8 protein-coding genes and 2 pseudogenes are annotated in these 13411 nt (G+C 59.8%); 4 read left to right on the top strand and 6 right to left on the bottom strand.

Features of this window, described 5'->3' with window-relative positions; genetic code table 11:
- Positions 1–317: 317 nt before the first annotated feature.
- Entirely contained in the window at positions 318–1685 is a 1368-nt protein-coding gene (locus WH91_RS05225; protein WP_046169957.1) for a sensor histidine kinase, read from the bottom strand.
- On the bottom strand, positions 1682–2350 hold the full coding sequence (locus WH91_RS05220) for a response regulator transcription factor (protein ID WP_046169956.1): 669 nt from the start codon (positions 2348–2350) through the stop codon (positions 1682–1684). The genes WH91_RS05225 and WH91_RS05220 overlap by 4 nt, the downstream gene beginning before the upstream one ends.
- Positions 2351–2496: 146 nt before the next feature.
- On the opposite strand from WH91_RS05220, the gene WH91_RS05215 reads away from it, so the two are divergent.
- The 3 genes from WH91_RS05215 to WH91_RS05205 all read left to right on the top strand — a co-directional run bounded on the left by WH91_RS05215 (position 2497) and on the right by WH91_RS05205 (position 7340).
- Positions 2497–3663, top strand: coding sequence for an efflux RND transporter periplasmic adaptor subunit (locus WH91_RS05215; RefSeq protein WP_052952602.1), 1167 nt, complete (start codon positions 2497–2499; stop codon positions 3661–3663).
- A 3-nt stretch (positions 3664–3666) separates the two neighbouring features.
- Positions 3667–6801: an efflux RND transporter permease subunit gene (locus tag WH91_RS05210; protein ID WP_046169955.1), complete on the top strand. Its 3135-nt coding sequence runs from the start codon at positions 3667–3669 to the stop codon at positions 6799–6801.
- A gap of 266 nt (positions 6802–7067) precedes the next feature.
- Positions 7068–7340, top strand: coding sequence for a hypothetical protein (locus tag WH91_RS05205; RefSeq protein ID WP_046169954.1), 273 nt, complete (start codon positions 7068–7070; stop codon positions 7338–7340).
- Between the two features lie 257 nt (positions 7341–7597).
- Here the strand turns inward: WH91_RS05205 and WH91_RS05200 are convergent.
- Together WH91_RS05200 and WH91_RS23195 are read right to left on the bottom strand one after the other, a co-directional pair.
- Positions 7598–8949: pseudogene (locus WH91_RS05200) on the bottom strand (IS3 family transposase).
- Between the two features lie 56 nt (positions 8950–9005).
- Positions 9006–9613, bottom strand: a pseudogene (locus WH91_RS23195) (IS3 family transposase); the annotation flags it as partial.
- A 919-nt stretch (positions 9614–10532) separates the two neighbouring features.
- Between WH91_RS23195 and alaE the strand changes: the two are divergent.
- Positions 10533–10868, top strand: coding sequence for an L-alanine exporter AlaE (gene alaE, locus WH91_RS23185; RefSeq protein WP_244542500.1), 336 nt, complete (start codon positions 10533–10535; stop codon positions 10866–10868).
- Positions 10869–11095: 227 nt separating this feature from the next.
- Here alaE and WH91_RS05180 read toward each other — a convergent pair whose 3' ends face one another.
- Both WH91_RS05180 and WH91_RS05175 read right to left on the bottom strand, forming a co-directional pair.
- On the bottom strand, positions 11096–12088 hold the full coding sequence (locus WH91_RS05180) for an AraC family transcriptional regulator (RefSeq protein ID WP_046169952.1): 993 nt from the start codon (positions 12086–12088) through the stop codon (positions 11096–11098).
- Positions 12089–12164: 76 nt separating this feature from the next.
- Complete coding sequence (locus tag WH91_RS05175; RefSeq protein WP_046169951.1) at positions 12165–12986, bottom strand: SDR family oxidoreductase; 822 nt, start codon at positions 12984–12986, stop codon at positions 12165–12167.
- Between the last annotated feature and the right edge of the window lie 425 nt (positions 12987–13411).

Raw genomic sequence — 13411 nt, 5'->3', positions numbered from 1 at the left:
GCCAGCCGACGCCTACTTCGGCAGGGCCGCAGCCATCATCAAACAACGCGAAAGGAACAAACGAAAGACCATCGAGCATCGGCGCTTGCAGCACCGCAAGCTCGCCGCATAACATCAACCCAAAGACTAGGCCAATACTCCGCTAATCGACGACCCAAGCTGAGCCAAGTGATCTGACGACGGACAGTCTGCACTGACATCTTCTTCGATGTCCCCGGGAGGCTCGTGCGTTCGGCACTTTCAGCCGAAACAGCGGTCGAGAGCATGGGATGCGGCTATACGGCTATACCGCGCGGTCAGCCGGCGCGCTTCAACCTTTACGCCGAAGGGCGGTGGATTTGAGCGGACAGTGGCAAGCTAATTTCGAACAGCGCTCCGCCCCCGGGTGCGTCGCCCACGGTGATCCGACCGTTGTGGCGAGTGACAATGTCGCGGACTAGATTGAGCCCCAGTCCTGCGCCCTGGTCCAAGGGGAAGATGCGATTAAACGGTTCGAAGATCGTGCCGCGGTGTTCTTCAGCAATGCCTGGTCCGGTGTCGGCAACACGCAGCGAGCCGTCTCGTCCGACGGCAACATGGATAGTGGTTTTCCGGCCACCGTGAATGATGGCGTTCTGGATTAGATTGATGATGGCACGTGACAACGAGGCTGGATCGCCGGCCACGGTGACGCCATCGACCTCGGCATCGAAGGAAATCTCATCTCCTGCGGCGATCGCCAGCGGCGCCATGTCGGCGGTCACCTGGGCTGCTAGGTCGACCAGATTGACCGATTGGAAAACTGTCAGGTCCGCGTCCAGGCGCTGCAAATCGAGCAACTGGTTGGCGAGGTTGGCGAGACGGGCAACATCCAGCATCAGCCTGCTGCGCTGCTCATCGTTGGGCAACAGTTCAATGCGGGTCTGTAAAATAGCGATCGGAGTGCGCAGTTCATGCGCCGCGTCCGCCAAAAAGCGCTGCCTCCGCTCGATGCCGTCATCGAGGCGTTGCAATGCGGCGTTGACGGCTCGCACCAGCGAATGCAGCTCGTCAGGCACATGGGCCGAGGACAGGCGAACCCCGCGCTGGTCAACGTCGATCGTGTCCGCCTCGGCAGCTATATGGTCAAGGCCACGCAGCTGGCGCGTGACAACCACCGGAATGACCAGAAACGAGACCAGGGTCAGGATGGTCAAAAGTGCCAGGAATAATGGCTCCCCCAAAACGGAGAGGATAAACTTGAAGCGGATCTCAGGACCACCGCCTGTGATGATCCAGAGCTGGCCCACGTCACTGTCGTCGCGCCGCACGATAGCCGCACCGCCCTCATTAGGGCCAATATCGGCAATGTTGGCAGAGTTCAGCCGGGGGAGATCATCCAGCAAATTGCTGATATTGGACGGCACGGTGCCCATCTGCACCGCCTTTCCGTCGACGTCGGTGGCATAAAACCACATGGAGGGATAGCGGACGACATCTTCGCTAAGGTCATCGTCCAATGCCAGATAAAGGCCTCCCAAGGTGTCGCGCTGAATGGAGTCGGCGATGTCATCGATGACGCTGTCGTCGAGCCCCTGCTCTTCACTCAAAAACTTGACGATCGGAATGGCAGCCACACTCGCGAAGGCCAGCAACACTAGCGCCTGCATTGCGACCATGCGCCAGGTCAGTCTTTTGCGAAGCGAAGTCGAAGTCCACGGCTTCATGCCGCCGCCTTCAACAGGTAGCCAAGTCCGCGAATGCCGTGAATTTCAACGCCGGAGCCGCTCAGCTTAGTTCGCAATCGCGAGATGTGGGAATCCAGCGAATTGGAGGCGATCTCGTCGTCGTAGCCATAAACGGCTTCCTCAAGCGCGCTGCGCGACACGGTCCTGCCAGACCGACGAACGAGGATCTCGAGTGCCAGCAGTTCGCGCCGCGTCAGGTCCAGTGGCGCGCCGCCCACATCGGCCTGGCGATCGGTCAGATTAAACCGCAACAGGCCAACAGTAACGGTGCTTTCCCCGATCTGGGCGGGACGCCGCATCACGGCACGTAGCCGCGCCAGCAGTTCGTCAGTCGAGAACGGCTTGGCGAGATAATCGTCCGCGCCGTCATCGAGCCCGGCGACCCGGTGTTCGGGCGAACCCAGCGCCGACAGCACTATGATCGGCAGCCCGGCCTGCTCGCGCCGCAGCAGCGGGATCAGCGACAGGCCATCGCCGTCGGGGAGCTTGCGATCGAGCAGCACCGCATCGTGCAGCCCGCTGCGGCAGGCCTCTTCGGCAATCTCGAGGGTCGGGGCATGGTCCACCACGATGTCGTGGCGGCTTAATGCGGCGGTCAATGCCTCCGCCATGTCCTTCTCGTCCTCGACCAACAAAATGCGCATTCGATACTCCTAGCGACTTTGCGCCAGTCTAGCGATGGACATTGCGCATGCATTGCGTTGGAGGCGCAACGTTCACGCAATCCAATGGGATCATTGACTGGGTTCAGAGGCCAGTACTGGCCGTCCGTCTGCCATGCGAGGCCCTTATGAACCCGACCACTCACGATGCCCCACCCACCGGTGGCCGCCAGCGGCGCAGATGGTTCTGGCCGGCAGCTATTCTGACCATTGCGACCGGCGTTGCGTCCGTGGTGCTGGTCAATCAACTACCGCCCGCGCCCATCGCAGCCACCGTTGACGTGACCGAGACACCGCGGCCCATGCGCCTGCATCCGCTGGAAATCGTCACGGTACAGCCCCGACTGATCGAAGACCTGGTCAAGGTGACCGGCACCCTCCATCCGGTGCAGGAAGCGGCGATTGCCGCACAGGTCGGCGGACTTGCCGAGACCGTGACAGTGCGGCCGGGCGATTATGTCGAGGCTGGGCAACTGCTGGTCGAGGTCGGCACCACCGATCTGCAACTGCAACTGGATCAGCAGCGCAGCACGATGGGATCAAGCGTCGTGCAACTGCGTGCCGCCCAGACCACGCTGGAGCGTACGAAGCTCTTGGCTGACAAGGGATTGGCAGCGAAGACCGCGCTCGATGGGGCTCAGGCCGACGTCGATGGACTGACGGCAACCATCGCGACCCAGCAAAGCCAGGTTGCCCTTGCCGAGGCCAATTTGCTGCGTGCCCGGGTCTTGGCACCGTTTGCGGGAACAGTCGCCTCGCGCAGCATCGAACCGGGACAGATCGTCAGCCCAGGCACCACAATGCTTTCGATCGTCGACCTCTCCACCGTGCGCGTCGAGGTCGTCGCTGCGCTCAAGGATTCGGCGCGGATCGTGGCCGGGCAATCGGTGCGGCTGGCTGTTCAAGGCATGACCGGGCAAGACTTCATAGGCACCGTTGATCGGGTCAGCCCGGTCGCTGAAACCGGTACGCGCTCGATCAAAGTCTATCTCAACCTCGACAATACCGACGGCAATTTGCGCGGCGGCATGTTCGTAACGGGCGAAATCGTAGTGCAGCAGAATGAGGGCATTCTTGCGGTTCCCACCGAGGCTATCGTCCGAAGGGATGAGGCCACCTTTGTCATGGCGATTGTCGATGGCGTTCTAAATGAGCACCCCATAGAGACCGGCAGCACATGGCTAGCGGCAAATCTGGTCGAGGCGCGATCCGGCATTTCGGCTGGGGACACGATCGTCGCTACCGATCTTTCGGGGCTCACCCATGGCGCCCCCGTCATCATCGAGGGGAACTGAGCCATGTTTCTCACCTCCATCAGCGTCAAGCACCCGGTGTTTGCCACCATGATCATGGTGGCGATCATGGTGTTCGGTATCTCCGCCTATCGCATTCTGCCGGTCGAGCAATACCCGGACGTGGCCTTTCCAATTGTCGCGGTATTGACGCCCTACACCGGCGCCTCGCCCGAAGCCGTCGAAACCGAAATCACCCAGCCCATCGAGGAGGCGGTCAATACCCTCAGCGGCATCGACACGGTGACCTCGACCTCCAGTGCCGGGCATTCGACTGTAATCCTCCAGTTCACCTTGGACACTGAACCCGCAGTAGCGGCGCAGGACGTCAGGGATCGCCTGGCAGCGATCGTCGGTCAAATGCCCGACACGGCCGATGCCACGCAGGTCCTTCGCTACAATCCAACCGCTAGCCCGATGGTGTCGCTGGCACTCAGCAGCCCGAGCCAGTCGGTACCGGAACTGACATTGCTGGCCAATGATATCGTGTCGCCGGCTCTAACCGCAATTTCAGGAGTCGGCAGCGCAACGGTGGTCGGCGGCCTCGACAATCAGGTCAACATCTTCACCGACCCCAATCTGCTCAATGCCTTCGGGATCGGCGTCAGCGACGTGATTTCCGCCCTGCGGCAGGACAACGAGACCCTGCCGAGCGGCTCCATCGTCGATGGTATGTTGGTCCAGACCGTGCAGATCAACGCCGAAGTCAGCTCGGTCGGCGGCTTTCGTGACATCATTGTTGCCAGCAATGGCGGCGAGACCATCACCATCGGCGACGTCGCCACCGTCACCCAGGGCCCGTCTGACACCGAGGGCCTGGCGTTCCACGATGGCGAAAGGGCGCTGGCCATCGACGTCGTCAAGATAGAGGGTGGCAATACCGTCGCCATCGCTCATGCGGTCGAAGCGGCGATCACCCAGCTAAACGCCAACGGTAGCCTGCCCGCAGACGTCTCAATCGATATTTTGCAGAACTCGGCAGTGCCGATCGAGCAGAATTTCGAGACGGTGCAGGCGACTCTAATCGAAGGCGCCGTCCTGGCCGTGGTCATCGTCTTCCTGTTCCTCAATTCATGGCGCTCGACCATCATCACCGGCCTGACGCTGCCGATCTCGATTATCGGCACGCTGACCGTGGTGAGCATGCTGGGCTTTACGCTCAACATGATGACAATGCTGGCGCTGACACTCTCGGTCGGCATCCTGATCGACGATGCCATAGTGGTGCGCGAAAACATCACGCGCCACCTCCACATGGGTAAATCCCATATCCAGGCGGCGCTTGATGGCACCAAGGAGATCGGGCTGGCCGTGCTGGCCACGACACTCTCGATCGTCGCCGTGTTCCTGCCGCTCGCCTTCATGGACGGCATCATCGGTAAGTTCTTCGTGCAGTTTGGCGTCACCGTTTCCGTGGCCGTGTTGATTTCGCTGTTCGTCAGCTTCACCCTCGATCCGATGCTGTCGAGCGTTTGGTATGATCCAGATTCCCAACCTGACGCCAAGCGCGGTCCGATTGGCAGGCTGATCGGCCTGTTCGACAAGGGTTTTGAAAAGATCGAGCATGGCTATAGGGCCGTGCTGCGTTGGTCACTACAGCATCGCATTATCACCATGCTGGTTGCGCTGATGTCGTTCGGCAGCAGCTTCCTGCTGTTCCCATTGGTCGGTACCGAATTCATGCCGGAAGGCGACGACAGCCAGATCGAGATCACCCTCGAAACCCGCGCCGGCTCGTCCACCGCCTACACCGCCGTCAAGGCGCATCAGGTCGAAGCTCTGCTGGCAGACATGCCCGAGGTGGACAGCACCTACACCAGCGTCAACGCCGGCAGCGCCTCCGGCGAAAACCACGCCAGTATCGTTGTCAGCCTCGTCGATCCGGGCGAACGCGTCATGTCGTCGCTGGAAATGACAGTCCCGGTTCGCGAAGCCCTGCGCTCGATCCCCGGCGCAAGCTTTATCGTGGGGGCAGGGGATGGGCTCGGCGGAGGCAGCCCCATCGAAGTCAAGCTGCTCGGGCAAAACCTCGAAGGCCTGTCTGCGGCGGCAAGCGATCTGGCCGAACGTATCCGGGCCATACCCGGCACGGTCGACGTCGATGTCAGCCTGCAGCAGGCCCAACCAATGCTCGACATCGTGCTGGACCGTCAAATCACCAGCGACCTCGGCATCGGCATGCAAGCCACAGGCTCGGCACTTCGGGCCATGCTGGGCGGCGAGACCGCCTCGGAATGGACCAATGCCAGCGGCGACCAGCTTGATGTCATCGTCCGACTGCCCGAAGAGCTTCGCCAGAACGTCGAAGCCATCGGCAGCCTGCCGATCGCCCAGAGCCAGACGGAAACCCCGGTCGCCATTCGGCTGGACCAGATCGCCCAGATCAATTCTACTGTCGGCCCGAGCGAAATCAACCGCGAGAACCTGACCCGCCAGGTTAGCGTCACTGCCGATATCGAGGGCCGTGTGCTGGGCGATGTCAGCGCCGAAATCGACGCTGCGATTGCTGCAATGGAACTCCCGGCTGGGGTCAGTGTCGCCCAGGGCGGCGACGCCGAAATGCTGTCCGACACGGTTGGCAGCATGGTGTCTGCACTGATGCTAGCTGTCATCTTTATCTACCTGGTGCTGGCCAGCCAGTTCGGCAGCTTCCTGCAGCCGTTGGCCATCATGATGGCCCTGCCAATGTCACTGGTAGGCGTGATGCTGGGCCTGCTGGCTGGTGGGTCCACGCTCAACATGTATTCGATGATCGGCTTCGTCATGCTGATGGGGCTCGTGGTCAAGAACGCCATCCTGCTGGTCGATAACGCCAACCAGCGTCGTCGCGAGGGCGCCAGTCTGGTCGATGCGCTGATCGAGGCCGGCGGCACCCGCTTCCGCCCGATCATCATGACGACCCTGGCCATGATTTTCGGCATGCTACCGCTGGCCCTCGCAATCCACGAAGGCAGTGATCAGAGCGCACCGATGGCCCACGCGGTTATCGGCGGTCTAATCAGTTCGACGCTGCTAACACTGGTCGTCGTGCCGGTCATGCTAACCTACGTCGACGCTCTCTCGCGTTTCATCGGTCGCTTCCTGCCAAAGGCTCCAGACCATCATGAGCCACAATTGGAACATGCGCTTCCCGCCGTCTGACGCTGCACCTCCACAGCGTCGCACATGCGCGGCACTCGGCCTTACGGCCGGGTGCCGTTGCCGTTCAGGAACCCGTAGCAACACCATGCCCAAACAGCTGCTGCAATGTTGGGGCAATGGACCTGGGAGAACGTCACTGCCGCCTTGTCGTCAGCATTTTGGGGCCCTCAGAAATTTGATAAATAACTGAAAAAAATGGTTTTTGCAATGTTCGGACAATGCACCGGGACGATTGTGAGGGTGTTCACACAGAAAGGAACTTCCAAATGAAAACCTTCTCCATCGCAACCATTGCTGCCGTCGTCGCCCTCACCATCGTCCCTTCGTTCGCCGCTGAATACGACAATGAAAATGACACCATAGTCGGTCGGTCCAAGACCCTGGTCGAGGTCGCGCTGCGCGAGCGCGGGGTCGTAACTTCTGGTCTTGAAGAATGGGGTGGCTTGATCCGTGCCTGGGTTCCCAATGAGGATGGCGGCACATCCATGCAATTTTTCGATGCAGACACGCTGCAGCCAGTCTCGCCCGGGCGCAGCTAAAAACGGGCTCTCTGCAGGCGGATCAGTCACCGCCTGCAGCCTATATCGCCTTAGTCTAACCCCAGTTTTCTTCGTCTGCCAAAGGTAGCCCCGACCCATGGTGGCCTTGGTGAACTTTTTGGACTGGCCGAACTGAGCCCGACTGAGTGACCGTTCGCGCATTGGCTAGAGAAACGTGCTCACTGTCCGTCGTCAGATCACTTGGCTCAGCTTGGGTCGTCGATTAGCGGAGTATTGGCCTAGTCTTTGGGTTGATGTTATGCGGAGAGCTTGCGGTGCTGCAAGCGCCGATGCTGGATGGTCTGTCGTTTGATCCTTTCGCGCTGTTTGATGATGGCTGCGGCCCTGCCGAAGTAGGCGTCGGCTGGCGTCACGTTGTTGAGGCTCTCATGATAGCGCTGGTGTTTGTAATGCTCGACGAAGGCGCCGATCTGGGCCTCGAGATCGCCGGGCAGGAAGTAGTTTTCGAGCAGGATGCGGTTTTTGAGGGTCTGGTGCCAGCGCTCGATCTTGCCCTGGGTCTGGGGATGCATTGGAGCGCCCCGAACATGGCTCATGGCTTTGGCCTCGATATAATCGGCCAGTTCACCGGCGATGTAGCTCGGGCCGTTGTCGCTGAGCAGGCGGGGTTTGTGATGCACATGGGCCTGATCGCAGCCTGAGGCTGTGAGGGCCATGTCCAGTGTGTCGGAACGTCCCGGGCCCGCATGGTGCTGCACAGCTTCCAGGCGATGATGTAGCGCGAGAAGTCGTCGAGCACGGTGGACAGGTACATCCAGCCCCAGCCGATGATCTTGAAGTCAAGTGAAGTCGGTCTGCCACATCTGGTTGGGCCGCACCGTCCTGGTGTGGAACTGGTTTACCGCCTTGATCACCACATAGGCCGGGCTGGTGATGAGGTCGTGGGCTTTGAGAAGCCGGTAAACGCTGGCCTCGGAGACGAAGTAGCGCGTTTCGTCGGTGAACCGTACCGCAAGTTCCCGAGGCGACAGTTCGGACTGCTCCAGTGCCAACTCGATGATCTGGTCATGGATGGCAGCCGGGATGCGGTTCCACACCCGGTTCGGCGCGGATGGCCGATCTTCCAATGCCTCAGGACCGCCACCGAGGTAGCGATCATACCAGCGATAAAAGGTCCGACGCGGAATGCCCAGCCGGTCCAGAGTGCGTTTCGCCGGCAGGTGCGACTGCTCGACCATTCTGATGATCTCGAGCTTTTCGGATGCGGGATATCTCATTCTGGCTCGTCCCCATCCGCGATCATGCTTTTTTTGAGCAGACGGTTTTCCAGGGTCAGATCAGCCACGCATTCCTTGAGCGCACCAGCCTCACGGCGCAGATCCTTGACTTCATCACTGGTAGCAGCGCGCGCCGTATCACCCGCCAGTCGGCGCTTGCCGGCCTCCATGAACTCTTTGGACCAGGTGTAATACAGGCTCTGCGCGATGCCTTCCTTGCGGCACAGCTCGGCAATGCTGTCTTCGCCACGCAGGCCGTCCAGCACGATCCGAATCTTGTCTTCAGCTGAAAAGTGCCGCCGGGTTGCCCGGCGAATGTCCTTCACCACCTGCTCGGCAGGCTTTTTGGTATTCGAGGATTTGGCAGTCATCTTGGTTCCTTCGTCATGCAACGAGACCAAAACACTCCTTAAAGCTCAACCCTGAATCTGTGCCATGGGTGCTGACGGCGGACAGTATTGGGTCGGCGGTAAATCGCCTCGATGCACATCCGCTTCATCAGCGTGCCCACGTGTAGCAGGCCAACAGCAAACCCTTCTCGACCCAGCGGATCGCGCAACATGCGGGCGCCGACGAACGGGTAATCCAGATGCAGTTCATCGATCCGCCGCATCAGTGCCAGATCGCCGGGCGATGTTGGACATGGCAGATAATAGACGCTGCTCCGGCTGATATCGAGCACCAACGCCTGCCGGGTCACTGACAGATCATGCTCGCGATCGATCATCGCTTTGCGCTCAGCAGGCCGGCTTTGCTGAGCGCTCCTTCCAAAAAATCATCCTCCAACGTCAGTTGGCCGATCTTGGCGTGTAGCGTCTTCACATCCACCGCCGAGACTGGCGGTTCCGCGCGGGTCTCGCTGCCAAAAACATCGGCTGCGCCTTCCAGAAGCTGGCTGCGCCATTGCGTGATCTGATTGGCATGGACGTCAAACTGCTGGGCAAGTTCCGCCAGCGTCTTCTCACCCTTGATGGCGGCCAGCGCCACTTTGGCCTTGAACACCGGCGTGTGGTTGCGGCGGGGTCGTCTCGTCATGGTCGCTCCTGTTCGCGGCCATACTGGCCGCCATCAGGCACAAAATCCACTTATCCCGATGTCAAGATTTCCCGAGCCACCTCTATCGCATGGCTCGCAATTCAAAGTTGCTTTCGGTAGGAACTATGTAGCGCGGGCGACATTTAGTCCCGTGGTTGCGAATGTCACAACTGCTACGTCACCAGAAGGTCGAACGATAATGATCGCAACCACTCGAGACTATATCGTTTACGCATGGAATTTCATTTTCGATCATGAACGCAGCCCACTTCGGAATATTCCCGACGTCGCAATACGCCACTACGTTTTGCAGGCGTTGGGACTTATGTGGGCTGTCAGCTTTTCAGTTGCTATCAGCAGCTATACGTTTCTGGCGGCAAGTCTCATAGGACACTTGGTCTTGATCGCGGCCACCGCGGTTACGGTGTCTACGTATACCGTCGCTGCCAAACGCCCAATTCTGTTCATTCGTGGTTCTGGACGTCGAACTGATGGTGAGCATTACTAGCCTCGTCGAAACGGCCAACTGGCGACTGGGCTGCGACGGCACACAAGAGTGTGTCTCAGACTGGCCCACCAATTGGCAGTCATCGTAGCTTTATTGCGGGATTGGCGTTGTCGGATTAGCGAACTACTAAGCCGGGCGCGCCGTACGCATTTTCGGTGAATTGAGTTCATCCGAACGAGAATATTCGGCGGGAACGGTCACATCGGGTGCCACTTCCGCGATCGGAAGTTTTAGCCGTACAGTAACTAAAAGCCGCCTGTCCTTTACCCAACTCGAAGTTGTCAGTTGGCTACCGACAATTCGGACGCCAACTGAAATGGCAGTGGCATAATGAATATCTAGAGCACTATAATGCCTTCGAATTCGCAAATATAGCTCAGCCGTATTGCTTTCATTTCCGATACTACGGCGATGATCCTGTTTTTTACAACAACAGGGACCATCAATGAACGTTTCGTCGCTGGGTTGGCATGGGAGCACGTATTTCATGCTCGACTGTCAGGAGTAGTTCTCATGGTTCCCGTCGCCCGCCCTTATGGCGTCTGGCGTGACTGGCTCCTACAGCGAACTCGACCAAATCGGCTATCCAAATTCCTTTGGGATAGCCTTGCACTGGTTAGCTTCCAAGTTCCCATCTATGTGGCGATTATAGCTATCAGTGGTGCGTCCGGACGAGGACTGCTCTTGGGAGTTATTGGAGCCACCGTTATGATGCTGGCGCTGGGCCGTCCTTCTAAGTTGGATTAGAGCATTGTTCGGGCTCCCGCCAGGCGGCACCCGGGCAATGAGCACCGGTCGTCCTGACTAAGCTCCGTTGACCTCGGAAAGGCTTTCCCCAGTCGGATCCCGGCATCGTAACCCTCCCGCGCGAGGACCGAGACCGCTGCAACCTGCGGGAGGGTAGGACGCACCTCCCCGTAGGGTTGTGTGCGGTGCTGGTTGACGGCCTGGGCGGCACCGTCAAGCGCTGAGCCTCAGCGTCCTACACGCCTGACCCTATCTGGTGTGGTGCCGGTCCACAGCCTGAACGCGCGATAGAACGAGTTTGGCTCATCAAACCCGAGCAGGAACGAGATTTCGGCAGCAGGAAGCGCGGTCCTTTCGAGATAGTGCCTTGCAAGAGTCTCCCGCGTGTCCCTCAGGATCGCTTGGAAACTGGTGCCTTCGGCCTCGATGCGCCTTTGTAGGGTCCGCCGGCTCACAGCAAGCTTTTGGGTGATGGCTTCTATCGTGGCCAGCCCGCTGGGCAGACTTTCGAGCAGAGCAGATCGCACGCGTTGCGCGGTTGTCGCCGAGGCTTCAAGATCGGCGAGCCGCTGCCGGAGACCGGGCTCAAAGGCCGACCACATCAGTTCGTTGGAGGTGAGGAACGGGCGGGTGGCATCGGCGAGCGTGAACGTGATCCTATGCCCGGTGCCGCGCTGAATGCGGGCGCCGAGAAAGTTCTCGTAAGGCGCAAGGGGCGTTGGCAACACGCTGGTAGTGACCATTAGTGGCCGGACCGGCTCACGTGTACCCATGCGCACGACGGAGACGCAAAACAGCAATTCCATCAACACCAGGGATGTTGGCGGCAAGAGAGGCCGGTCGAGCCAAGTGAGTTCGATGGTCACGGTATCGGCTACCTGCGTGACGTCCAGCCGGATTGGTCCGATCAACGTCTTGTAGTGAGCGATGCGCTGTGCGGCCACGAGAAGGTTTGGACTGCACAGCGCTGCAAATAGCGGCGGTGAAAAGGACTCGCTGCGAAAGGCCTCGCAGAGCCGGATCGGCAAGAGCGGGTCGGCGACTTCCGCCTCGAGGCTGTCCCAAAGACGATAATAGTCTTCCGGCGGAAGGCGCGCCGATGGTTGCTGGAACAGATCGTCCGAAAGGCCGGCGCGGCGCAGGACATTGGCGGGCACGATACCTAGATCCTTCAGCAGGGTGCGCCACGTCGTATCGAGCGCATAACTATGCGTGTGCATGAGATCTACCGATCATTGAACTCGGACATTTGTCCATCGCTTCGCGCCATCCATCAAGTCGGCGCCCGCAGTTGGATCAGGTGTCGAGCCCGAACTGCTCCCGCATGCCGGCAAAAAAGGCCTTATCCTCTACGGCGCGCCGGCCTGCAAGGAACTGGATGGCGTCGCCGCCGGCTTCGTAGCGCAACCGATCGGTGCCATCGGTCATCGCGGTGTAGACGACTTCGGCGATCTGTTCGGGTGTCGATCCGAGCGCCATCATCGGCCCCAAAACCGTGGTCAGCGACTCGACCAGGGGCTGGTACTCGCTGATCGCTGGATCATTGCTGAAATCGAAGGACCGCCCCGAGAAATCGGTGGCGATGCCACCCGGTTCGACGAGCTTGACGGCAATGCCGAGCGGCGCCAGCTCGTAATGGAGGGACTCCGAAAGGCCCTCAACGGCGAACTTGGTGCCATGGTAAAGCGTGCCGAGCGGAAAGGCGATCTTGCCGCCGACCGAGGATATGTTGACGACTGTGCCCTTCCGGTTGGCGCGGAAGTGCGGCAGCAGGGCCTGCGTCGTTGCCAAGAGACCGATCACATTGACGTCGAACTGGCGGCGGATCTTGTCGAGTGATGTCGCCTCGAGCGGGCCATAGGCACCGTAGCCGGCATTATTGACCAGCCCATCGATGCGGCCGAACCGGGCGATGCCAGCGGCGATAGCCGACTGGACCGAGGCGACATCCTGCACATCGAGCCTTGTTACCAGGGTGCGGTCGAGCTGATTGAGTTCCGTTTCCTGCGCTGGCGTGCGCATGGTGGCAATCACGTTCCAGCCCTTGGCCTGGAAATGCTTTGCAGTTGCCCGGCCAAGGCCGCTCGAAGTGCCGGTTATCAAGATTGTGCTGGTCATAAGATGCTCCCTTAATGTGGAGCCAAGCTATGCCTTGCCCCGGACAGCGGCATTGGCAGGCCACGACATTCGGCAATCAGATCGTGCCAAAGAGCTACAGCACCGATGGCAACTGTGGCCTCACCCGGCGTAGCGAGGAATCCACCCCGGTAATCAATTGCTGGCGACACTACTCCCCTAAGCTGGCCGATAGTCGGCGCGGCCAGCTTGTACAGCAATGTATACAACGTCACCTTTTGGCCACCGGCAAGTCTGCGCTGAACGTCTGAAAGGGGGTCGCCTGCAGACCGGCAGAAACGGGGTGGAGGCTGTGTGAAAACTCCGGATTATGGTATGATCTGGCACTGCTTCGGAGGTGCCAGATGGGACGTTTTGTCGAGGCTGCTGACCGTGACCAAGCGAGCTTTCTGCCGGCTTGTCTTGAG

Source organism: Devosia psychrophila, assembly GCF_000971275.1.
GTDB classification, from domain to species: Bacteria; Pseudomonadota; Alphaproteobacteria; order Rhizobiales; family Devosiaceae; genus Devosia; species Devosia psychrophila.
This window is presented reverse-complemented; position numbering and strand designations above follow the sequence as displayed.

Bases quoted from the DNA above. Each gene is read 5' to 3' on its own strand.
- WH91_RS05205 (WP_046169954.1), top strand. From the start codon at position 7,068: ATGAAAACCTTCTCCATCGCAACCATTGCTGCCGTCGTCGCCCTCACC.
- WH91_RS05180 (WP_046169952.1), bottom strand. From the start codon at position 12,088: ATGCACACGCATAGTTATGCGCTCGATACGACGTGGCGCACCCTGCTG.
- alaE (WP_244542500.1), top strand. From the start codon at position 10,533: ATGATCCTGTTTTTTACAACAACAGGGACCATCAATGAACGTTTCGTC.
- WH91_RS05220 (WP_046169956.1), bottom strand. From the start codon at position 2,350: ATGCGCATTTTGTTGGTCGAGGACGAGAAGGACATGGCGGAGGCATTG.
- WH91_RS05215 (WP_052952602.1), top strand. From the start codon at position 2,497: ATGAACCCGACCACTCACGATGCCCCACCCACCGGTGGCCGCCAGCGG.
- WH91_RS05225 (WP_046169957.1), bottom strand. From the start codon at position 1,685: ATGAAGCCGTGGACTTCGACTTCGCTTCGCAAAAGACTGACCTGGCGC.
- WH91_RS05210 (WP_046169955.1), top strand. From the start codon at position 3,667: ATGTTTCTCACCTCCATCAGCGTCAAGCACCCGGTGTTTGCCACCATG.
- WH91_RS05175 (WP_046169951.1), bottom strand. From the start codon at position 12,986: ATGACCAGCACAATCTTGATAACCGGCACTTCGAGCGGCCTTGGCCGG.